The organism is Caballeronia sp. INML1, assembly GCF_023631085.1.
Lineage (GTDB): Bacteria > Pseudomonadota > Gammaproteobacteria > Burkholderiales > Burkholderiaceae > Caballeronia > Caballeronia turbans.
This window is the reverse complement of sequence record NZ_JALQDT010000056.1, coordinates 201666-222866: the sequence shown is the minus strand read 5'-3', so window position 1 is coordinate 222866 and position 21201 is coordinate 201666. Positions and strand designations below refer to the sequence as shown.

Genomic DNA, 21201 nt, shown 5'->3' with positions numbered 1-21201 from the left:
CGCCTTGGAAAAGAAGCATCCGGCTCGAGCGAATGTCTTATCGACCGGGCGTAAAGGTGTGCCCGGAAAGTCGTTCCGTTTCGGTGGTGAACCATGTTTGGGCGTGCCGGCGCGTGGCAACCCAGGAATGATGGGCGCGGTCGTCGAGGTGCTGCCTGATCACGCGCCGGGCCCGTTCGATGCCGTCGCGTATCGCCTCGTCCGGTGTGCGCCATTCCGGTTGCACGGTCTCGGGCCAGGGAGCGAGCACGGGCTTGCCATCGCGATTCACCGACAAGTCCGCGACCCATGCGCCGCGTTCGTTGCGTCGCGCCGCAACCGAGATTTCGAATCCCGCATAGACGTCAAAGGCAGATTCCATCTGGTCCTCCGATGCGGATCAAGGCTGCGATAAAGGCAACCTGAAGATTTATACGATTATATGCTCACGTATTCCACGCGCTTTGAGCGAAAGCAGTGGACTGACGATACACCAACTCGATGCAACGAACACTTCACAAGGCATGGCTTTGTAACATCAGGCCGAGCGCGACGCTGTGATCCTTAGCATCCTTTTGACTGACAGGAGCGACTGTGAAACTGACCGACTTCGACACACTGACGTTCGACTGCTACGGCACGCTGATCGACTGGGAAACGGGAATTTTCGAAGGACTGCGCCCGTTGCTGGAGCGCGTAGCGCCCGCATTGACGCGCGATCAGGTTCTGGAAGCCCATGCGCGTCACGAGTCATCGCAACAGAAGTACACGCCGGGCAAACGCTATCAGGCGCTTCTGGCCATCGTCTATAAGCGGCTGGCCGAAGAGTGGGGCGTGCCCTTCACTCAGGAAGAATGCATTGCCTATGGTCGCTCGATTCGCGAATGGCCCGCCTTCGCGGATTCCGCCGATGCGCTCCGATATCTGAAGCAGCATTACAAACTCGTGATCCTGTCGAATGTCGATAACGAAAGCTTCGCCCATAGCAACGCAAGACTACAGGTGGATTTCGACGCGATCATTACGGCGGAGGATGTCGGATCGTACAAGCCTTCGCCGCGCAATTTCGAATACATGCTGGAAAAGCTAGGCGCACGCGGTATCCGGAAGGAAAAGATTCTGCACACGGCCGAAAGCCTTTTCCACGATCACAAACCCGCGAACGGTTTCGGTCTTGCGTCGTGCTGGATCTATCGCCGTCATTCAAAGCCCGGCTTCGGCGCGACGATGGACCCAGGTTCTCAGCCGAGAATCGACTTCCGCTTCAACAGCATGGCCGAACTGGCGGACGCGCATCGCGAGGCGCTGCACGGAAAGTAACGTCATCGCTAGGGATCGGCACGGCGCGATATAGCGCGTGCCGAATCGAATAAATCGGAAGACTAACTATTATTCGTTTCTCACGCAACTAACTGTCTCTCATTCGCGCCGCCTTCAAACGGAATATGTCATCGCCACAATTCGGCCAGTCATGCGACGAGCCGCCAAAAGACGGCGACTTGCCGCTAAAATTCGAAGATTTTCGCTAGCGTTTCATTTTCTTGTCGTCAAGGCGGCAACAATGCCTATACTCGGAGCTATCCCGTGCCCGTGACCGTCGGCATAATGTGGACCATCAAATGAATATCGCAATACGATCGGCAACCGCAAACATATGAGCGAACAACGAGCAAAACGAGACCCGGAAGGCACGCGACGGCGCATTCTCGAAGCCGCCACCGAGCAATTCACGAAATTCGGCCTCGCGGGCGCGCGGGTCGACGCCATCGCCACGGCGGCGGGCACGAACGAGCGCATGCTTTACTACTACTTCGCAAGCAAGGAAGGGCTGTACGTCGCCGTGCTCGAATCGATGTACGCGCAATTCGCGCAGCGGGAGCAAAGCCTCGAACTCACCGCCATGCAGCCGGCCGATGCGATCCGCGAGCTGGCGCAGTCCATCTGGGCGCATTTGCGGGAAAACCCGCAATGGCTGAGCCTCATCAATAATGAAAATCTGCACGAAGGACGCTATCTGGAGCGTTCGAACCACTTGCGCGAGACCATCTCGCCGGTGGTCGACCTGCTGCGCGTCACGCTCGAGCGTGGCGCGGCAGCGGGGCAGTTCCGTCAGGGCGTCGATCCGCTGGACTTCTACGTGACGCTGGTTGGCATGGGCTACTACATCGTGTCCAACCGCTTCACTATCGATATGTTCACGGGCCGGAATTACGTCGAGCAACGCCATCAGGCGTCGATTTCCGCCATGCATCTCGACATGTTGCTCGCGTACCTGCGTCCGGTGAACTAGGCGGCGGCGCGCGGCTTACCTGATGAAGCCGAGCTGCGCGCTGATCCTGTCGAGAACGGGCTTCTTCTTTTCGTTGAACGCGGCCTTGTTCTGCTGAATCAGGTTGTTGCCCTTCGTGTCGATGGAAATGATCAACGGCCCGAATTCGCGGACGCGATTGATCCACAGGGTTTCGGGCATGCCGAGATCCTGCCACTCCGCGCCTTCGATTTCCTCGACCAGCGTCGCTGCCAGCACTGCGCAGCCGCCGGGAAAAATGGCGTGCACCGCCTTGTGCTCCTCACATCCCGCAGCCGTTTCAGGGCCCATTCCGCCTTTGCCGACGATCAGCTTCACGCCGGTCTGCTCGATGAACTCGCGCTCGAACTTCTCCATCCGCATGCTCGTCGTCGGGCCGATGGACACCATTTCGAAACTGCCGTCGTCCTTCTTCCGGACGATCGGACCCGCGTGAAAGATCGCACCGCCTTCGAGATCGACAGGCAGTTGCCGGCCCTGTTCGATCAGTCGCCTATGCGCGACATCGCGGCACGTCACGAGCCGGCCCGTCAGATAGACGACATCGCCGACCTGGAGATCCTCGAGATCTTCGCTCTTGATGGGGGTCGTCAGAATCTTTTTCACAGCACCACTCCTTCGTGGGAAAGGATTTCATAGGACAGGTCGGCATGAATGCGGATCTTGCCGCGCCGGTGCGCCCAGCAGCCGGTATTGATGGCGACGCCGATGGTCGATGGATGACGCGCCGACGACTCGATGTTGACGCCCATCACGCTGTTATTGCCCTTCAGGCCTTGCGGGCCGATGCCGATCTCGTTGAGTCCGTCCTCCAGCAATTGCTCCATCAGCGCGGCGCGGGGGTTGTCGCTCTTCGAATCGACCGGCCGCAGGATCGCCAGCTTGGACAGGCGCGCCGCGGTCTCGACCGAAGTCGACACGCCGATGCCGACCAGCAGCGGCGGACACGCATTGACGCCGCGCTCCGTGATCACATCCATCACGAATTCGGCCACACCTTCGTAGCCCTGTCCCGGCATCAGCACCTTGGCCGCACCGGGCAGCGTGCAACCGCCGCCGGCCATGTAGACGTCGATGGTGCAGCTATCCTTTTCCGGGACGATGCGCCAGTCCAGCCACGGAATCTGTGTGCCCGTGTTGGTGCCGGTGTTCTTTTCGTCGAACGTCTCGACGGCGTTGTGGCGCAGCGGCCCCATCCGCGTGGCGCCCGCGGTGGCTTCGCGCAGGATTTCCTCCAGCTCGCCGAGCAGCGGAAAGTTCGCGCCGGCCTCGACGAAATACTGAATGACGCCGGTGTCCTGGCAGCTCGGGCGATCCAGCTTGTCGGCCGCTTCCTGATTGCCGTCCATCGAGTCGTAGATCGACTTGGCGAGCGGATTGGTTTCCAGCGTGCGCAACTCGGCGAGCTTTGCCGTCACGTCGCGGGGCAGACGCTTGCCGATATAGGCGGTGAATTTGGCCATCGTGTCCGTCACGGACTGAATGGCGAGTTCCTTATCCATGTTGCATTCCTCTGACAACGTAACGAGATTGGGGGAGGCGTGTTTTCAATGCGCGGCCGCATTGCCGGGCGCGACCGGCGATTTCTGCGTGCGGGCCAGCAAGAGCGTGAGCACGGCGGAGAGCATGAGCAGGCCCGCCACGAAATAGAGTCCGCCGGTGAAGCTGCCGGTCTGATCTTTCACCCAGCCGATCATCGCCGGGCCGGCGAAGCCGCCGAGATTGCCGATCGAATTGATGGTGGCGATGCCCGTCGCGGCCGCGGCACCCGAGAGGAACATCGTCGGCATGGTCCACAGGGGCGGCTTCGCGCAACTGATGCCGATATTCACGAGCGTCAGCGCGGCGATGAGCCCGACGACGCTGTTGGCCATAGCCGCCACCACGAGGCCGATCGCCGCCGCCACGCACGCCAGCACGACGTGCCAGGTGCGCTCGCCGGTGCGGTCGGAATGGCGCGACCAGAAGATCATCGCGACTACGGACACGATCGGCGGAATCGCGTTGAGCAGGCCTGTCGTCATCGACGAAACGCCGAGTTGCCTGATGATCTGGGGCGCCCAGATGCCGAGCGTGTAGAGGCCCGCCGACGTGCCGAAGTAGATCAGCGACAAAGCCAGCACACGCGGATTCGCAAGGCCGCTGATGATGCCGTGCGCGGCGCCCGCCGTGGCTCTGCTCGCGGTTTCCGCATTCATCACGTTGACGAGCCATGCGCGCTCGTCGTCCTTCAGCCACTTCGCCTTTTCGGGCCTGTCGGTCATGTAGAAGAACACGACGACACCCAGAATGAGCGCGGGCACGGCTTCGAGAATGAACATCCATTGCCAGCCGCGCAGACCCATCACGCCGTTCATTTCGAGCAAAGCGGCGGAGAGCGGCGAGCCGAGCGCCGTGGAGATCGGCGCGGCGGCCATGAAGAATGCCGTCACGCCCGCCCGATGCCGCGCTGGAAACCAGTAGCTGAGATACAGGATGATGCCGGGGAAGAAACCCGCTTCCGCCGCGCCGAGCAGAAAACGTATGACGTAGAAGCTGGTCGGCCCTTCGACGAAGGCCATCGCCGCGGAAATGACGCCCCACGTGACCATCACGCGGGCTATCCACAGTCGCGCGCCGACCTTGTGAAGAATGATGTTGGAGGGCACTTCGAACATGAAGTAGCCCCAGAAGAAGATGCCGGCGCCGAAGCCGAGCATCGAGGCGGTGAAGCCCAGGTCCGTCTTCATCGTGAGCGACGCGAAGCCGATGTTGACCCGGTCGATATAAGCGACGAAGTACAGCAGCATGATGAACGGCACGATGCGCCAGGTGATCCTGCGCAGGGTGCGTTTTTCCAGATCGATATCCATCGAATGTCTCCTTGATTCCGATGACCAGTCGAATGTCTTAGCCGTCTTTTGCGGCCTTGCTCTAGTCGGAACCAAGGTTAAAACCGATGGAATCGCGTATGAATCGATCTAGACTAAATACATCCTTGCAAAAAAATCACGAATGAACATGGACTCGGAACTGGGCTTCTTCTGCCTGCTCGTGAAGCAGGGCAGTCTGGCCGCCACCGCGCGCGAGTTGAACCTCACGCCGCCCGCGGTTTCCCGCCGGCTTTCGGCGATGGAAGATCGTCTGGGCGTGCGCCTTCTCAACCGCACGACGCGGCGGATCAGCCTGACGAGCGAGGGCGAGGTCTATTTCGCGAATGCGCAGCGCATCCTGAGCGACATCGACGACATGGAACAGCTCGTTTCCAGCAGCCGGGCCGCGCCGAAAGGACTGCTGCGGGTGAATGCGCCGCTGGGATTCGGGCGCTCGTATATCGGTCCGTCGATCTCGCTGTTCAGCCAGCGTTTTCCCGATGTCGAAGTGCAGTTGCATCTCACCGACCGGCCCATCGGCCTGCCCGACGAGAGCATCGACGTGTCCGTGCGTTTCGGCGAGATGCCGGATTCGCGACTCATCGCGAAGAAGATCGCGTCCAACCGGCGGCTGCTGGTGTCGTCGCCGGGTTATCTCCGTGGCGCGGGCGAACCCGCTCATCCGCATGACCTGACGCATCATCAGTGCATCGTGCTGCGGCAGAACGAATCCGCCTATGGCAACTGGCGCCTGAGCCGCGGCGGGCGCACGGAGACGATCAAGGTGCACGGCAAGCTGAGCACCAACGACGGCGAAGTGGCGCTCAACTGGGCGCTGGAAGGACACGGCATTCTTATGCGCGCGGAATGGGACGTCGCCAAATACCTTCGCAGCGGTCGTCTGGTGCAGGTCCTGAGCGACTACGACACGCCGCCCGCCGACGTCTACGCCGTCTATCCGGAACGCCTGAATCTCTCGGCCAAGGTCGCGTGCTTCGTCGATCACCTGCGCGACTATCTGGGCCAGCATGCCGACGGCCCGACGCGCGTCAGTTCGAACTGGTAGTCCTCATTCGTGCACAAAACTTAATAATGCTTTAAGTTTCGCGCCGGTTTCCGCGCCCGGATGTGAGTAAAGTCCGGTGACATACCCATCTGGAGGACGGAGACATGAAGACCTATCGCATCGCGACCATTCCTGGCGACGGCATTGGCAAGGAGGTCGTGCCCGCTGGCCGTCAAGTGCTGGAGGCGCTGGCACGCAGCACGCATGATTTTGCATTCCAGTTCGAGAATTTCGACTGGGGCGCGGACTACTACCGCGAGCACGGCGTGATGATGCCCGCCGATGGCCTCGACGCCCTTCGCGACAAGGACGCGATCCTATTCGGCTCGGCGGGCGACCCGGACGTGCCCGATCACATCACGCTGTGGGGCCTGCGTCTGAAGATCTGCCAGGGGCTCGACCAGTACGCCAACGTGCGTCCGACGCGCATCCTGCCGGGCATCGACGCGCCGCTCAAGCGCTGCAAGCCGGAGGACCTGAACTGGGTGATCGTGCGCGAAAACTCGGAAGGCGAATATTCGGGCGTCGGCGGCCGCGTGCATCAGGGCCATCCGATCGAGACCGCGACCGATGTTTCGATCCTCACGCGCGCCGGTGTCGAACGCATCATGCGTTTTGCATTCAAACTCGCGCAGGCGCGTCCGCGCAAGCTGCTGACGGTCATCACGAAGAGCAACGCGCAGCGTCACGCGATGGTCATGTGGGACGAGATTGCCGGCGAAATCGCGAAAGAATTTCCCGACGTCAAATGGGACAAGGAACTGGTCGACGCATCGACCGCGCGCATGGTCAACCGTCCCGAGTCGCTCGATACGATCGTCGCCACGAACCTTCATGCCGATATTCTCAGCGACCTCGCCGCCGCGCTCGCGGGCAGCCTCGGCATCGCGCCGACTGGCAACATCGATCCGGAGCGCCGCTATCCGTCGATGTTCGAGCCGATTCACGGTTCCGCCTTCGACATCATGGGCCACGGCCTGGCGAATCCGGTCGGCACGTTCTGGTCGGTGGTGATGCTGCTGGAACATCTCGGCGAATTCGACGCCGCGAAACGCGTGATGCAGGCGATCGAAGCCGTGACCTCCGACAAGTCGCTGCACACGCGCGACCTCGGCGGCGTCGCGACGACCGCGCAAGTGACCGATGCCGTGTGCGCGCTGATCGGCACGAGAGCGGCTCACGCCGCCTGAAAGGAGCCGGGGCCGCGAGCAGAACGCGCAGACGGACGGGGCCCGACTCACGAAGTACCGCTACCCCTTCGAAGCCGGCGCTAGCCGGAGTAAACTGTTTTTGCGGTGTGCTTGCCGCGAAAGGAGGTTGCGATGAGATTCGCCGACATGTTCAAGCGCCCGAAACGCGGCGCCACGGCTGCTCACACCGGTGACGCGGAGCCTCACCACGAGGACCACGCGAAGTCGGTGCAGAAGCAGGCGCGCAAGCTGTGGGACGCGATCGGACGCAATCGCCATAAGAGCGCGAAGTGGTAGTAGCAAGGCGGGCCCGGGAACGAAAGTCCCGGGCCCGAAACGTCTTCAGGCTTTTAGCGCCCTCACCACGACACGCCGACTTTACTCTTGCGTAAAACCCGCGATATAAAGGGATTACTCTTGAATTAAAGTCAACGATGAAAGTCACTCTCGACGAGCTTCAAACCTTTGCGACGGTAGTCGACACAGGCTCCATCACGGCGGCGGCGCAACAACTCGATCAGACGGTATCCGGTGCGAGCCGCACGCTCGGACGGCTCGAAGAGAAGCTGCAGACGACGCTACTGCGCAGAACCACGCGGCGTCTCGAGCTGACGGAGGAGGGCAAGAGCTTCCTGCAGAGTGCGCGCGAGATCATCGGCGCGGTGGAAAGCGCCGAGGAACAGATCGCCGCGCGCCGCGAGCGGCCTTCGGGGCTGCTGCGCGTCGATGCCGCGACGCCGTTCATGCTGCATGTGATCGTGCCGCTCGTCGCGGGATATCGGGAGCGCTATCCGCATGTCGAGCTCGAGTTGAACAGCAATGAAGGCGTGATCGATCTGCTGGAGCGCCGCACCGATGTTGCAATTCGCATCGGCAGGCTGAAGGATTCGACGCTGCACAGCCGCCCGATCGGCAGCAGCCGCATTCGGGTGCTCGCGACGCCGCGGTATCTCGAGACTCACGGTCTTCCGAAGCGCGTCGACGAACTCGCGAATCACTCTCTGCTCGGCTTCACGCAGCCCGAATCGCTCAATGTCTGGCCGCTTTCGGGGCACGACGACGAGCCATACCGGATCACGCCGAGCATCGCTTCATCGAGCGGCGAGACGCTGCGGCATCTCGCGCTGGAGAGCGCGGGCATCGTGTGTCTGTCTGACTTCATGACGCTGCGCGATCGGCGCGACGGCAAGCTCGTGCAGATCCTCGCGCGTCAAACGCAGGAAGTACGGCAACCGATCAGCGCCGTCTACTATCGCAACACGGCGATCTCCGCGCGCATCGCGTCGTTCGTGGACTATCTTGCCGAAGCCGTGAAGGCCACAGAATTCGCGCCGACGGGCCGTCGCTGACGCGTCAGTCTTCCTCAAGCCGCGAACATCGCCGGGTCGATATCAGGGACCGCCTTGAACGCAGGCCTCGCAAAAAAATAGCCCTGCATCAGCGTCACGCCGTTCGCTGCGAAGAAATCTCGCTCTCCACGCGTTTCGATCCCTTCGGCAATGACCCGGATTCCCAGGTCGCGGCATATTGCAAGCACGCCGCACGCGATCCGCTGGCGCACGAAATCCGTGTCGATTCCGCGCACGAGCTCCATGTCGAGCTTGATCAGATCGGGTTGAAAGTCCGCCAGCAGGGTGAGGCCGGAATAGCCCGCGCCGAAGTCGTCGATGGCGGTCTGGAAGCCGAAGCGCTTGTACGCGCGGAATATGTCGACCAGATGCGGCCGGCTGATGATGTTCTCGCCCTCGACCGTCTCGAAGATGATCCGCTCGATCGGAAAGCCGTGCCGCTCGGCCGCCTCGAGCGTGCTGCGGATACAGGCTTCCGGCCGGTAGACGGCGTTCGGCATGAAGTTGATCGACAGAAACCCGTCCATGCTCAACGCGGCGGCCTGGGCGATCGCGGTTGTCCGGCACCGCTGGTCGAAGTGATAGCGATTGGTCGCGTCGACCTGCGCGAGCACCGATCCCGCCGACTCGCCGTTCGGCCCGCGCACGAGCGCTTCGTGCGCGTATGCGCGGCCGGCGGCCATATCGACGATCGGCTGGAAGGCGAATGCGAACTCGAACGGCGTGGCTGTGTCGCTTTTGCAACCGGCACAGCCACGGTTCGGAGCCAATATTTCAGGGATGCTTGCGTCGGACGTCTTCGTCATGCGTGGTGCTCGATCAGTGCAACGAGGGAACCCGTTGTGCGGGCCTGCTCCTGTTTAACGGACGACGCACGCGGATCTTGAGCCCGGCACGAACGGCAAGGCAGCAAGCCCATGCGCTTCGTGTTGCACGCGCTCACTCGATGAGTCGCGGCGAATCAGCGAGCGCATGGGCCGCGCGAGCCGTGTCTCAAACCTGAGCCATGCCGCCGTCGATGAAAAGTTCGATGCCGTTGATGAAGCTCGCCGATTCGGATGCGAGGAAGGCGACTGCCTTGCCGATTTCCTCGGGTTCGCCGAGGCGGCCGAGCGGCACTTGCGAGGCGAGCGCGTCGTACAGGCCTTGACGCGCTTCATCGGGCACGAGACCGCCCAGGCCCGGCGTCCGGACGGGTCCGGGGCTGACGACGTTGACGCGGATGCCGCGATCTTTCAGATCGAGCGCCCACGACCGGGCGAAATTCCGGACTGCCGCCTTGCTGGCGCTGTAGACGCTGAAGCTGGCGGTCCCCGTGACGGACGTGATCGACGAAGTCAGAATGACCGATGCGCCGTCGACGAGCAGCGGCAACGCCTTCTGCACGGTGAACAGCACGCCGCGCACATTCGTGTCGAAGATACGATCGAAGTGCTCTTCGGTGATCGCGCCCAGCGGCATCATGTCTCCACCGCCCGCATTGGCGAACAGGACATCGAGCTTGCCCGCTGTTTCGGCGATTTGGGCGTACACGGCATCCAGGTCGGACAACACCGATGCATCCGCGCGAATCGCGGTGGCCGACGGGCCGATGGCGGCTACGGCTGCATCCAGTTCGGCCTGACGGCGACCCGTAATGAATACGCGCGCGCCTTGCTCCACGAGTTCCTTTGCCGCCGCGAGACCGATGCCCGTGCTGCCGCCGGTGACGAGCGCGATCTTTCCGTTCAGTTGCGTGTTCATGACTTGCTCCAGTTCGAAGTTTTAGAAAGTGCCAGGATTTGCCCGTTGCGTCGCGCCTTCAAGGTCTTCCGATGCGAGTCGCGTTGGGCATGGGTGAACTTTAGCGGCGGTGAGTTTTTTGATAAATGGTGAATAATGAATTGACTATGCACGCGTATGTATAATCGGCGCGGATCATCTACGGGACGCGAATCGAATGGATCAATTGCTGGCAATGCGCGCTTTCTCCCGCGTGGTCGAGGCGGGCAGCTTCACGCGCGCGGCGGACTCGCTCGATATGCCCAACGCGACGATGAGCAAGCTGGTTCAGGAACTCGAAGCGCATCTGGGCGTGCGGCTGTTACAGCGGACGACGCGACGGGTCACGGTAACGCCGGAAGGCCAAGACTATTACGCGAAGGCGACGCGTATTCTCAGAGACCTCGAAGATATCGACTCGTCGTTCAGTGTTGCACGAAGCAATCCGCGCGGCCGTCTGCGCGTCGATGTAGGCGGATTGCCCGCGCGAAACGTGCTGATTCCATTGCTTTCGGATTTCATCGCGCGTTATCCGGACATCAGGATCGATCTGGGCGTGTCCGATCGCCCGGTGGACTTGATAAGCGATAACGTCGACTGTGTCATCCGTGGCGGGCCGTTGGACGACTCGTCGCTCATCGCGCGTCATATCGGCGATGCCGTGATGGTCACATGCGCCACGCCGAAATATCTTAAGCAGTTCGGCGTTCCCGCCTACCCCGAGGAACTGAAGAACGGGCATAAATTGATCAGCTACCTGTCACCGCAAAACGGCAAGGCAATGCCATTCCGGTTCGAGCGTGACGGCGACAGGATCGAGATACAGGCGCAGCGTCATATCGGGATCAACGAAAGCAACGCGCATCTTGCGGCTTCCATCGCGGGACTGGGCATCGTTCAAACCTTTGCCTACGCCGCCAATCCGGCTATTCGCGATGGGTCGCTCGTGGAGATCCTGAAGAAATGGCGTCCGCCGCCTTATCCGTTCCATGTCGTGTATCCGAACAACCGTCACGTGACACACAGGCTTCGGGTGTTCGTCGACTGGCTGCTGGCGTGCTTTCCCGCCGGGGTGCGCGGTACGGACCGGCGCTAGCCTGATTCGACGATCGTTGCCGGCCACGACGCGGCATCCTTTTTGCGCGGGGAGGGTTACGCCTGCATATTGCGGGCATATCGGAGAGCGATCATGAATGAGGATCAGGTGAAGGGCGTCGGGGAGAAGGTCAAAGGTAAGATCAACGAAGGCGTCGGCAAGGTGACGGATGACCCCGTGCAGGAGGCAAAAGGCGACGCCCAGCAGGTCGAGGGCGAAGCACGCAAGGATCTCGGTGACGCCAAAGAGGATCTGAAGGACGCCACTGACGACACGGCGAAGCCCTGACTTGCCGGCCCGTGAAGCCGGGCCGCGTCGATGGCGCGGCCCGGCGCAGCGTGAGCGCCCGCTTCCCGCGGGCGTTTTTTTACTTTCGGAGCGCTGTCAGCCGCCCGTATTCACACGATGAAAGGCGAGACGGTGGCGAGAGACTTGCTTGCACAGTCGCCAACTCCCTCAGCGTTCAGGCTCTTCATGCCGCGACCGTCGTTCTCGACTCAGCTCTTCGCGCTCTGGATTCTCGTCGCCATTTTGTGCGGCCTCCTGACGGCGGTCGTGTGGCTCATGCTTTCGTCAGCGCTCGGCGAGCGCGTCACGACCGCGAAGCAGCAGGCGGCTGCGGCCTGCACGGCGGTCGCATCGCGCTACGATCTGTCGATGCAGCGCCCCGGCGAAACCAACATCGATCTCATGCACGCCGTGCTTGATCTCGTGCTGATCCGCACCGATGGCATCGAAGGCGGTTTCTGGAACGGCACGGCGGCGGCCGGCACGCCCAGCGGCTTTCTGGCCTATGCGTTTCCTACCTACGAAGGCAGCGGCGTGAAGCGCGATATTCCCGAGGCCGAGACGCCGCTCATTCTGCGCACGCTGAGGAAAGCGGGGGGCGCGGGCCAGATGCAGGTCGATGTCGTATCGAGCGGTGCGGATGCCGTCATCGCCGTCGCTTGCCCCGTGCCGCGCCACGCGGGCCTGCTGGCGTGGATGCTCACGCGCGCGCGGCCGCCGCTCGGACCGTACGGCGAGCGTGCCGCGACCATTCTGGTCGGGGTGCTCGCAATCATCGTCGTGCTGGCGTTGTTTCTGGCCGTAGCGCTCAGGCGCTGGAGACGCAACCTCGCGCGGCTGGAACAGGCGCTCGCGCCCGATGGCGGATTCGAGCAGGGCAGGCGGCTCGAACGGCTCGGCGAGCGCGATCTGGACCTTATCGTCGATGCGCTCAATCGCTATGTCGAGCGCGCCGAGCGCCTCCAGCGCGAGGCGAGTGCGCTTGGCACGCAGCTGGCGCAGGCCGAACGATTCGGCGCGCTCGGCAAGATGGCCGCGCAGATTGCGCACGAGATCCGCAACCCCGCGGGCGCGATGCGTCTCAAGGCAGAAAACGCGCTCGCCGGCGACAGCGTGCGCCGCGAAGCCGCGCTGCGAACGATCATCGAGCAGGTGGGGCGCATCGAGGCGCAGGTGACCAGTCTGCTCGCGCTCACGCAGCCGGTGACCGTGAACGCGCGCGCAGTCGATCTGCACGCGTGGCTCGGCGACATCGTGCATACGCATGAACCGGGCGCGGCGAACCGCGACATAGCGTTGCGGGCGGTGATCGAAACGGGCGCGATGCAGCCCGTCTTCGATCCCGCGCAACTGGCGCGTGCGCTCGACAACCTGATCGTGAATGCGCTGCGCCACGCGCCGCCGGGCGGTCACGTGACGGTGCGCGCGACGGGCGCACGATGGACAGAGGGCGAACGCCTCCGGCTGGAAGTGATGGACGATGGTCCCGGCGTGAGCGCAGCCGAGCGCGAGCGTATTTTCGAGCCTTTCGTGACGGGCCGGCCCGATGGCTCCGGTCTCGGCCTCGCCGTGGTGCGCGAGATCGCGTCGGCACATGGAGGCCGCGCGTATCTCGCCGAGGATTCAGAGGTGACATGCTTCGTGATCGACTTGCCATGGCGACCATACTGATCATCGACGACGACGATGCCTTTCGCGAAGGCCTCGCCGAAACCGTGCAGGATCTCGGCCACACGCCGCTCGAAGCGCGCTCGGGCGAAGCGGCGCTGGAACACTTGCGCGAGCGCGGAGCGCCCGACTGCATCTTTCTGGACTTTCGTCTGCCGGGCGCGGACGGTCTCGCCGTGCTCGAATCGCTGCGCGGCATGGAGGGCCTGCAGCACGTGCCTGTCGTGATGCTGACCGCGCATGCGACGAGCGACAACACCATCGGCGCGATGCGGCTCGGCGCGTTCGAGCACCTGACCAAACCCGTCGGCCGTGACGAGATCGCGGTGCTGCTCGGACGCATGCTCGCGGCGCATCCCGATGCGCCTGTCGCCGCAACGTCGGCCTTCGCGGACGAACCGTCGTCCTGCGAGCCGCAACTGCTCGGCGTGAGCGATGCCATGCGCGACGTGCAAAAGCGCCTGGGCCGCGCGGCGGGAACCCGCTCGACCGTGCTCATCACCGGGGAGACGGGCACGGGCAAGGAAGTGGCGGCGCGCGTGCTGCATCGCGCATCGGCGCGGGCGGGCAGGCCGTTCGTGGCCGTGAACTGCGCGGCGATACCGGAGGACTTGCTCGAAAGCGAGCTCTTCGGGCATGGCAAAGGCGCGTTCACCGGCGCACATGCGGAGCGGCGAGGGCGTTTCGAGGAGGCGCACGGCGGAACGCTCTTCCTCGATGAAGTCGGTGACATGCCGCTCGCCATGCAGGCCAAGCTGCTGCGCGTGCTTCAGGAACGGCAGGTCACGCCGCTCGGCACGAACCGGCCCGTCGCTGTCGATGTGCGCATTGTCGCCGCGACGCATCGCGATCTGGCGGCGATGGTCGCGGCGGGAACATTCCGGCAGGATCTGCTGTATCGGCTGAACGTGATCCCGCTGCACTTGCCGCCCCTGCGAGAGCGCGTAGCGGATATCCTCCCGCTCGCGGAGCATTTCCTGTCTACTCCGGGGGCATCGCCCGATGCGGCGCACAAGCGGCTCTCAGCCGATGCGCAGCGCATGCTCGTCACCTTCGGCTGGCCCGGCAACGTGCGTGAACTGGCGAACGCGATCGAGCGGGCGAGCGCACTCGCGCCGGGTGCGTTGCTCACGCGCGAGGACTTCGCTTTCCTCGTCGACACGACCGCCGGCGGCAATGACGCAATCCCAGTCAGCCTCGCCGAACTTCCGCTCAACGACGCACTCGCGCAACTCGAACGCGCGTTGATTGCGCGCGCCCTCGCGCTCACCGACGGCAATCGCGCCGAGGCGGCACGCAGGCTCGGCATCAGCCGTCAATCGCTCTATACGCGGCTCGCGAGCCTCGGGATATCCGGCGCCGATGCCTGAGCGAGTGTCAAGCGATCGGACACCTGGCGTCCGATCGCTTGACACCATTCCTTGCCTCATCCCGCCGATTCCTTGACCAGCAACGTTTTTCGTCCCATGGCATAGCCTTTGCACATCCCTCCACGCCATGTGAGGGAGTGAATCATGCAATCGACATCGACGAAGCGAGTCCGCCGCGACACCGCACGCGTCCTGAGCGCGATCAATCTCGTCGCGCTGCTGGCGACGAGCGCGGGCTGCGTTGCTCAGACTGAACCGCCTGTTGCGGCAGCGGGCTTGGCGCCGCCGCCTGCGCCCCGCATCGGCGCGGCTCCGCTCGTGGAAGGGACGGCCGTCAGCGCGCAAGCCACGGTTTCGCGCTTTCTCATCAACCCGGACGGCGATGTCGACGGCTTCCTGACCGGCGACGGCGCGCTCGTTCACTTCCCGCCGCATATGAGCGCCCAGCTCACGTCGGCGATACGCCCGGGTGACAGCGTGCAGATCGACGGATGGCGCGTTGCGGGCGGCAATCTCGAGGCGCAACGCATCACCGATGCACGCAGCGGCCAGCAACTCACCGATCAGCCGCCCTTGCCGGGCACGCTGCCGCGTGAGCTGCGCGGCGCCGGCCTTTCACGCCTGAGCGCGCAGGGACAAGTGGCGCACATCACCACCGCGCCACGCGGCGAGCCCGACGGCGTGATTCTCGCGGATGGCACCGTCATCAAGCTCACGCCTCCCGTCGCCCAGCAATTCCCGAGGCTCGTTCAATCGGGCGCGCGCGTGTCCGCGCAAGGCTACGGCACGCGCAACCAGTACGGCACCGCGCTCCAGGCGACGTCGTTCGGTTCGCCGGGCAACCTGACCCGGCTCTACGACCGCGTTGCGCCCGGCCCATGAGCGCGTCGGCTGCCGACACGCTTTCATCGACATCAACCGAGGATCAACGACATGCATTGGATCGACCCCGAAAGCCTTCCCGAAACGCGCGGCACGGTGACGCGTTTTCTATTGAACCCGCACGGTGAAATCGACGGGATCGTACTCGGCGCGCGGCAGGCGCTGCAGGTTCATTTTCCGCCTCATCTGTCGCCACAGATCGCGCGACAGGTCGCCGTGGGCGACGAGGTTCGCGTGCGCGGCGTGAAGCCGCGCGGCGCGGACATGATCGCGGCGGTCTCGCTCGCGACGAAGAACGGCAAGGTCATTCTGGACGAAGGCCCGCATCACGACGGCGAAAAGCATCACAAACCGTACGTCGAACACAAGCCGATGGACGCGCTCGGCGAAGTGGTGCTGTCGCTCTTCGGGCCGAAGGGCGAGCTGCGCGGCGCGTTGCTCGACGAAGGCACATCGCTGCGGATGCCGCCGCATGCCGCCGCCGAACTCGCGGCGTATCTCGCGCCGGGCGCGCACGTACACGCGTGGGGGCACGGCATTCGGAACCGTCATGGGCGGACGATCGAAGTGGATGAGATCGCCGAGCTCATCGACGCACCGGTCGCCGGCTGACGCAACACAAGCTGCCGGCCGTGAGCGCGTCCGGGGGCAACCCGAAGCAAACAGGCTTGCAACTCGAGCCCGACAAGAACAGACGTCGCGGATGACCGGCCCATGAATCCTCTCTATGCACTCGAAGGACTCAACTTCTTCATGGCCGATGTCCAGGCGGGGATCGGCCCTTTTCTCGGCGTCTTTCTGCAGGCGCAGGGCTGGCATCCCGAGTCGATCGGTACGGTGATGACCCTCGGCGGCATCGCCGGCATGCTCACGACGTCGCCGGCGGGCGCACTCGTCGATGCGACGCATCACAAGCGCCGCCTCATCGTGGCTGCGGGCGTCATGACGACGCTCGCTTCGCTCGCGCTGTGGGTGTCGCACGACTTCTGGATGGTCGCCGCCTCGCAGGTCCTCACGGCGGTGACCGGTGCCGCGCTCGGGCCGGCGGTCGCGGGCGTGACGCTCGGCATCGTGCGCGAGCGCGGCTTCGACCGGCAGTTCGCGCGCAATCAGATGGCGAATCACGCCGGCAACGTCGTGGGCGCGGCGCTTTCGGGCTGGCTCGGCTGGCGCTTCGGATTCGGTGCGGTGTTCGCGCTCGCGGGCGTATTCGGTGCGATGACGGTCCTCTCGACGCTGCTCATCAGCCGGGATTCGATCGATCACGACAGCGCGCGCGGCCTCGTCGCCTCGTCGTCTTCGTCGTCTTCTTCGGAGCATGAGCACGCGAGCGGCTTTCGCATGTTGCTCGCGTGCAGGCCGTTGCTGTTGCTCGCCGCCGCGCTCGCGATGTTCCACCTCGGCAATGCGGCCATGCTGCCGCTCTATGGCCTCGCCGTCGTCGCCGCGCATCAGGGCGATCCGAGCGCCTTCACCGCGCAGACGATCGTGGTCGCGCAACTCGTGATGGTCGCCGCGGCATTCTTCGCGAACCGGCTGATTCAACGCGCCGGCTACTGGGGCGTCATTTTGATCACTTTCCTTGCGCGGCCGCTGCGCGGACTCGTCGCGGCGATCTTCATCACGGCATGGGGGGTGTGGCCCGTGCAGGCGCTCGACGGCATCGGCGCGGGGCTGCAAAGCGTGGCTGTTCCCGCGCTCGTCGTGCGTTTGCTGCAAGGCACCGGGCGCGTCAATGTCGGGCAGGGCGTCGTGATGACGGTGCAGGGCATCGGTGCCGCGCTCAGCCCCGCGCTGGGCGGCGCGCTCGCACAACATTTCGGCTATGTGAGGGCGTTTCTCGCACTGGGCGCCGTATCGACGGGCTCGCTCGCGCTGTGGCTCTGCTTCGGCGCATCGCTCAAGAAAGCGTGCGGCAATTGCCGCGATTCCGCCAACGATCCGTCGCTTGCCACATGAATCCGATTTTTCTCGCGTGCTTGCCGTGAACCGTGCGAAAGGCTCGCCGCGCAAGCTCTTCTTGCTGATGCATCTGGTTCGCCGTGCGCTTTCGAACGGCAAATGAAACGCGAGCACGGGCGGTGACGCCTTCGTGAGTCGATCGCCTGGCGTGTCGTGCCGCTCACGGCTCCGGTGACGTCGCCGCTTCAGTTGATGGCCAATGCCTGAACCCGTCAACGCGTTCTCCCGCACTAAAGTTTTCCGTCGATCTTCCGTTATCTCATTGTCGGCGCGTCCCGAAGGGTTGCGGCCTGAACACACTCCGAATACCAAAAACACGCCATGAAACTCGTATCGAAGCTCACGCTGCTCGCTTTGCCGATACTCGCTGCCTGCGGCGGCGGGAATGACGACCAGACTTGCGTGTCCGACCTCAGCAATCTGAAGAAAACTTGCGTCGCTACGACTTCCCATGCGTTGCCGGAAGGCGTCTGGTACGGATCGGTGAATTCGTCGCAGTCGGTTGCGGCGCAGACCATCGTTCTCGAAACCGGTCAGTACTACAGCATCTTTACGCAGGGCGGTTCGTTTGTCTGGCTGATCGAGGGCATCATGACGGCAACCGACGGCGCATTCAGCGATCCGGCGACCGTCGGCTTCCACACACTTGGCGCGATTCGCGCTGGATCCCTCTCCGGCAACTTCACCACGAAGAGCGCGCTCACGGCGACCACGAGCCTCTTCGTCGCGCCGGATACGACCGCCACGAACTTCAACGGCAACTACAATGCGACGTACGACACGCCGATCGCCATCAGCGACGTCGCGCGCACGTGGAACAGTGGGGCGGGCGTTGCGCCGGTCTCAACTATCACGTTCGCCACGGACGGCACAGCGAAAGGCGCGCAAAGTGCCTGTACGTTCACCGGCAGCTTCAAACCGCGATCGACGGGCAAGCACCTGCTCGACGGCACGCTGAATTTCGCGGGTTCGTCGTGCGCGCTCAATAACGTGTCGATGTCCGTCGAAGCGACCGTCATAAACGGCCTGCTCACGGTCGTCGGCGTAACCCCGCAACGAGACCAGGCGTTCTATCTGTCGGCCCAGTGAGCGGCGATTCGCTGGTTCGGCCGGCCCGGCGGATTTGCATCTGATCCTTCAGGCAAGCGGAATGCGCGCATCATCGAGCGGGCGCAGCTTGCCCGGATGCACGACGCGGCACAAGGCTTCGACAAAGAAGAAGTCACCGAACATGGTTGCGCCGTCCACGCCGATGTTATGCGGCTTCGAATAGCACGAGTTATGCAGCAGGCCATGTTGGCCGTCCTTCGTGAACTCGTCGCGGCACAGTGCTTCGAGCATCGCCACACCGTGACGCTGCCACTTCGCGGCGGCTTGCGCATCCGGATGCAGACGCGCCATTTCCAGCAGCGCCGATGCCGTTACCGCAGCAGCGGCCGTATCCTTGATCTCCGCATCGCGGCCCGTCGCGTCGAAGTCCCACGGCGGCACCTGGCGGCCATCGAGGCGGCGCAGGTAGTAATCGGCAAGACGCTCGGCGAGATCGAGATACGTGCGCTTGCCCGTCTCGCGCGCGGAGTTGACATAGCCGTAGATCGCCCATGCCTGGCCACGGCTCCACGCGGATTCGTCGAAGGCGCCCTGAAACGTGTAGCCGCGCTTGCGTGCGCCGCTTTCCACGTCGTATTCGACGGCGTGATAAGTCGAGTCGTCATTGCGCACGAATGCGCGCGCGGTCATCTCGGCATGAGCATCGGCGGCGTGCCGGTAGCTGCCGTCGCCGGCGTGATTTGCGGCCCAGTAGAGCAAGGACAGATTCGCCATCGTGTCGATCGCGGACGCGCTTCGGCCGCGCGCATCGGAAAGCGGGCCCCATGACGCGAGATACGCGCCGTCGCGTGTCGTCACGAGCCGCGCACGCAGCTTGTCGGCCGCTTCGAGCGCGATGCGCGCGAACCGTTCGTCGCCCGTGATGTGATGCCCGGGCACCGCGCTGCTGTCGAAGATGAAGCCGATATCGTGCGTGTTCGGGTCCTGTGCGCGCTGCTCGACCAGCAACATGCGGGCACGCGCCCATTCGAGAAAACGCGTCTCGCCCGTATGCAGATACGAGGTCAGCAGGAGCCCTACCCAGAAGCCGCAGAACCAGTTGCCGTGGCTCCATGCGTCGCCGTCGTAGCCTGCGGAAAGCGAGGCGGGCAGACGCACCCATTGGCCATCGGGGCCGGTCACTTGCGGAAATTCGACGCCGAAGGTCAGCTCGTCGGCGGCGACTTTCTGCGCGGTCTTATCGAGAGTCTGGCGAAACAGTCTCGTCTGTTCGTCGGAAAGCGCCAGCGTTTGCGTTGCGTTCGACACGGTGTCTCCTTGAGTTCGTCATGCGCAGGACGATTGTAAAAAGCCCCTGCGCAACGGCGTTAGGATGAAACGCGTGAACTGTTGGACATTTCCGCACCGGCGCGGCGCGCGTGACGAATCAGATATGCAGCTTCTCGAGGCTGCGCCGATAGTCGATCGGTGAGCGGCCGGTGTGCTTGCGAAAGCAGCGGCTGAAATAGGCAGGATCGTCGAAGGAGAGCATGGCGGCGATCTCGGCGACATTCACTTCGGAGTGCAGCAGCAAACGCTTTGCCTCGAGCATCACGCGCTCGCGGATCAGTTTGGGCGCCGTGCTGCCGAGCGCCTGACGGGTCGACTCGTTGAGCGCGCGTTCGGTCACGTTGAGCAGGCGCGCATAGTCCGCCGCTTCGTTGACCGATCGAAAGTGCTTCTCGAGCAGGCTCTTGAAGCGACGAGACAGCAGCACGCTGCGCGATGCGGCGGCATCGCGCATGGCGGCGGCATCGCACATGCGCGCAACCTTGATCAGAAATACATGCAGCCAGGCCCAGATCGCATCCGTGTAGCCGACCTGCTCCTCCTGATACTCCTGGCGGATGCCGTCCATCACGCGCGTCAGTTCGCGCACCTGTGCATCGCTCAGATGCAGGCAGGCACCGAGTTGCTCGAAGTCATAGACGGGTACATCGGTCGCGGTATGACGGTTTTGCACCCGAAACGCAAAGAACTCGGACGAAAAGCTGATCGAATAGCCGAGCGTGTCGGCGGACAGGTCGAGATCGTGGATCTGTCCGGGCGTCATGAAATAGAGCGTATGCGGGCGCACTTCGTAGCGCACCGAATCGATCACGTGAGAGCCGCTGCCCGCGATCACCCACATGACGTGATAGAAGTCATGGCGATGCGGATAGACGAGCGTTGATTTGAGCGCTTCGATCGGCGCGAGATGAAAGTCCGGCGTCTTGACGTGCGCGCCGTATTCGTAGTCCTCGATCCTGATGACCGGAACGTGGCAGCAACATGCGGTATCCAACTGTCTCCTCCTCGTCGTCGGCGATGTGTCTTCGCGCCTGCAGCATGCCCGCGCGAT

Annotated in this window: 22 protein-coding genes; 14 read left to right on the top strand and 8 right to left on the bottom strand. The window is 63.4% G+C overall.

The annotated features are described in order from the left end of the window. Nucleotides 1-37: 37 nt before the first annotated feature. Nucleotides 38-361: a DUF6566 family protein gene (locus NCR38_RS22075; RefSeq protein WP_061118939.1), complete on the bottom strand. Its 324-nt coding sequence runs from the start codon at nt 359-361 to the stop codon at nt 38-40. 212 nt (nt 362-573) lie between these two features. Between NCR38_RS22075 and NCR38_RS22070 the strand changes: the two genes are divergently transcribed. Both NCR38_RS22070 and NCR38_RS22065 read left to right on the top strand, forming a co-directional pair. Beyond that, entirely contained in the window at nt 574-1299 is a 726-nt protein-coding gene (locus NCR38_RS22070) for a haloacid dehalogenase type II (RefSeq protein ID WP_061118940.1), read from the top strand. Nucleotides 1300-1633: 334 nt separating this feature from the next. Next, nucleotides 1634-2269: a TetR/AcrR family transcriptional regulator gene (locus NCR38_RS22065; protein WP_061118941.1), complete on the top strand. Its 636-nt coding sequence runs from the start codon at nt 1634-1636 to the stop codon at nt 2267-2269. A 15-nt stretch (nt 2270-2284) separates the two neighbouring features. Here the strand turns inward: NCR38_RS22065 and ttdB are convergent, their stop codons facing one another. From ttdB to NCR38_RS22050, 3 genes are read right to left on the bottom strand one after another with little or no spacing between them, the layout of a single operon-like run. Further along, nucleotides 2285-2893 (bottom strand): L(+)-tartrate dehydratase subunit beta, encoded by a 609-nt coding sequence (ttdB, locus tag NCR38_RS22060; protein WP_061118942.1) that lies wholly within the window; start codon nt 2891-2893, stop codon nt 2285-2287. Then, on the bottom strand, nt 2890-3789 hold the full coding sequence (gene ttdA, locus NCR38_RS22055; RefSeq protein ID WP_061118943.1) for a L(+)-tartrate dehydratase subunit alpha: 900 nt from the start codon (nt 3787-3789) through the stop codon (nt 2890-2892). Before ttdA ends, ttdB begins: the two co-directional genes overlap by 4 nt. 45 nt (nt 3790-3834) lie before the next feature. Next, nucleotides 3835-5139: an MFS transporter gene (locus NCR38_RS22050; RefSeq protein ID WP_061118944.1), complete on the bottom strand. Its 1305-nt coding sequence runs from the start codon at nt 5137-5139 to the stop codon at nt 3835-3837. Nucleotides 5140-5281: 142 nt separating this feature from the next. On the opposite strand from NCR38_RS22050, the gene NCR38_RS22045 reads away from it, so the two are divergent. The 4 genes from NCR38_RS22045 (at nt 5282) to NCR38_RS22030 (ending at nt 8744) form a co-directional block, all read left to right on the top strand. Beyond that, nucleotides 5282-6205 (top strand): LysR family transcriptional regulator, encoded by a 924-nt coding sequence (locus NCR38_RS22045; protein ID WP_061118945.1) that lies wholly within the window; start codon nt 5282-5284, stop codon nt 6203-6205. Nucleotides 6206-6309: 104 nt separating this feature from the next. Continuing rightward, complete coding sequence (locus tag NCR38_RS22040) at nt 6310-7395, top strand: tartrate dehydrogenase (RefSeq protein WP_061118946.1); 1086 nt, start codon at nt 6310-6312, stop codon at nt 7393-7395. Nucleotides 7396-7527: 132 nt separating this feature from the next. Continuing rightward, nucleotides 7528-7692: a hypothetical protein gene (locus NCR38_RS22035; RefSeq protein WP_250477592.1), complete on the top strand. Its 165-nt coding sequence runs from the start codon at nt 7528-7530 to the stop codon at nt 7690-7692. 137 nt (nt 7693-7829) lie between these two features. Further along, entirely contained in the window at nt 7830-8744 is a 915-nt protein-coding gene (locus tag NCR38_RS22030) for a LysR family transcriptional regulator (protein ID WP_061118947.1), read from the top strand. Between the two features lie 14 nt (nt 8745-8758). Here the strand turns inward: NCR38_RS22030 and NCR38_RS22025 are convergent, their stop codons facing one another. Together NCR38_RS22025 and NCR38_RS22020 are read right to left on the bottom strand one after the other, a co-directional pair. Then, a complete protein-coding gene (locus tag NCR38_RS22025) occupies nt 8759-9550 on the bottom strand; it encodes an EAL domain-containing protein (RefSeq protein WP_250477591.1) in 792 nt (263 codons plus the stop codon). A 187-nt stretch (nt 9551-9737) separates the two neighbouring features. Beyond that, nucleotides 9738-10487, bottom strand: a complete 750-nt coding sequence (locus NCR38_RS22020; protein WP_061118949.1) for a glucose 1-dehydrogenase — start codon at nt 10485-10487, stop codon at nt 9738-9740. Nucleotides 10488-10683: 196 nt separating this feature from the next. Here NCR38_RS22020 and NCR38_RS22015 point away from each other — a divergent pair, with 196 nt between their 5' ends. The 8 genes from NCR38_RS22015 to NCR38_RS21980 all read left to right on the top strand — a co-directional run bounded on the left by NCR38_RS22015 (nt 10684) and on the right by NCR38_RS21980 (nt 18860). Beyond that, on the top strand, nt 10684-11601 hold the full coding sequence (locus NCR38_RS22015; protein WP_061118950.1) for a LysR family transcriptional regulator: 918 nt from the start codon (nt 10684-10686) through the stop codon (nt 11599-11601). Between the two features lie 93 nt (nt 11602-11694). Beyond that, entirely contained in the window at nt 11695-11889 is a 195-nt protein-coding gene (locus NCR38_RS22010) for a CsbD family protein (protein WP_061118951.1), read from the top strand. Nucleotides 11890-12075: 186 nt separating this feature from the next. Next, nucleotides 12076-13560, top strand: coding sequence for a HAMP domain-containing sensor histidine kinase (locus tag NCR38_RS22005; RefSeq protein WP_061118952.1), 1485 nt, complete (start codon nt 12076-12078; stop codon nt 13558-13560). After that, the gene (locus tag NCR38_RS22000; protein WP_061118953.1) at nt 13545-14927 is read left to right on the top strand and encodes a sigma-54 dependent transcriptional regulator; all 1383 of its coding nucleotides are present in this window, start codon (nt 13545-13547) and stop codon (nt 14925-14927) included. Before NCR38_RS22005 ends, NCR38_RS22000 begins: the two co-directional genes overlap by 16 nt. Nucleotides 14928-15071: 144 nt before the next feature. After that, the gene (locus NCR38_RS21995; RefSeq protein ID WP_061118954.1) at nt 15072-15809 is read left to right on the top strand and encodes a hypothetical protein; all 738 of its coding nucleotides are present in this window, start codon (nt 15072-15074) and stop codon (nt 15807-15809) included. A gap of 51 nt (nt 15810-15860) precedes the next feature. Further along, on the top strand, nt 15861-16421 hold the full coding sequence (locus NCR38_RS21990) for a hypothetical protein (RefSeq protein WP_061118955.1): 561 nt from the start codon (nt 15861-15863) through the stop codon (nt 16419-16421). 102 nt (nt 16422-16523) lie between these two features. After that, nucleotides 16524-17768: an MFS transporter gene (locus tag NCR38_RS21985; protein ID WP_250477590.1), complete on the top strand. Its 1245-nt coding sequence runs from the start codon at nt 16524-16526 to the stop codon at nt 17766-17768. Between the two features lie 324 nt (nt 17769-18092). Continuing rightward, nucleotides 18093-18860, top strand: coding sequence for a hypothetical protein (locus NCR38_RS21980; protein ID WP_061118957.1), 768 nt, complete (start codon nt 18093-18095; stop codon nt 18858-18860). A gap of 48 nt (nt 18861-18908) precedes the next feature. Here the strand turns inward: NCR38_RS21980 and NCR38_RS21975 are convergent, their stop codons facing one another. Together NCR38_RS21975 and NCR38_RS21970 are read right to left on the bottom strand one after the other, a co-directional pair. Next, nucleotides 18909-20129 carry a glycoside hydrolase family 88 protein gene (locus tag NCR38_RS21975; RefSeq protein WP_061118958.1) on the bottom strand — a complete coding sequence of 407 codons (1221 nt, stop codon included), beginning with the start codon at nt 20127-20129 and terminating at the stop codon, nt 18909-18911. Nucleotides 20130-20247: 118 nt separating this feature from the next. Next, nucleotides 20248-21144, bottom strand: a complete 897-nt coding sequence (locus tag NCR38_RS21970) for a helix-turn-helix domain-containing protein (RefSeq protein WP_061118959.1) — start codon at nt 21142-21144, stop codon at nt 20248-20250. Nucleotides 21145-21201: the final 57 nt, after the last annotated feature.